The sequence below is a fragment of the Stenotrophomonas panacihumi genome (assembly GCF_001431645.1).
Classification (GTDB): domain Bacteria; phylum Pseudomonadota; class Gammaproteobacteria; order Xanthomonadales; family Xanthomonadaceae; genus Stenotrophomonas_A; species Stenotrophomonas_A panacihumi.
Map to the genome: position 1 here is coordinate 1 of NZ_LLXU01000048.1, position 773 is coordinate 773.

At 62.6% G+C, this 773-nt stretch carries 2 protein-coding genes; both read right to left on the minus strand.

The features are described 5' to 3' along the window. On the minus strand, positions 1-476 hold a 476-nt coding region (locus tag ARC20_RS02210), incomplete at its 3' end, for a sulfatase-like hydrolase/transferase (protein ID WP_152983944.1). 49 nt (positions 477-525) lie between these two features. After that, positions 526-773, minus strand: a 248-nt coding sequence (locus tag ARC20_RS18485) for a hypothetical protein (protein ID WP_161809460.1), incomplete at its 5' end; no start/stop codon positions are given.

Below are 773 nucleotides of genomic sequence, written 5' to 3' on the forward strand. Positions count from 1 at the left end.
TTGCCGATCCACGCGGTCATGTAGCCGTTCTGGCGCAGCACTTCGCCGATCGTTCCGCAGCTTTTCGGCAATACGCAGGTATAGCCGTCATAACCCGTGGCGATCTCGGTGATACCGGCAAACGATGCTGAGTGGTGGTTGCGCCCGGTGATAAGCGCCGCGCGCGTGGGGCTGCACAGTGCGGTGGTATGGAAGCGATTGAAGCGCAGGCCCTCGGCCGCCAGCCTGTCCATCGTGTGGGATGGGATCGCGCCGCCAAAGGTGCTGTACTGGCCAAAACCGCAGTCATCGACCAGTAGCAACACGATGTTGGGCGCCTGCGCGGGTGCCTCGATGGGCTGCGGAAACTGCGGCGAGTCCGATTCCATGTAGGTCCGGCCGACCTCGCCCAAAAACTTGAAATCCGGACGTGGCAGAACGTTGGGCGTTTTGGCGCTGGATACTTCCGGCTTGGCCTGCGGCTTCTTGCTTGTCATGGATGCGTGCTCCGCTAGTGCCCGGTCGTTGAAGACGACGCAAGCAGTTTCAGTAGTTGATACCCGCGTGGAACTTGGCCTGCAGCTCCCGCTCTTCGGCCTCGCTGAGGCCTGCATCGCCGAGCACGATCTCCACCTTGCCGATCTGTCCGGTGAAGGCGAACGGCGGCTTGTATTCCTTGCATACAGGCGAGCCGGTATCGCAGCACACGCCGAAGGTGTCGATGCCGAAGCGCCCCGCCACGGTGCGCTCGATGCGCCGCTTGCCGACCTCCTTGCCATCCAGGATCAGCACCG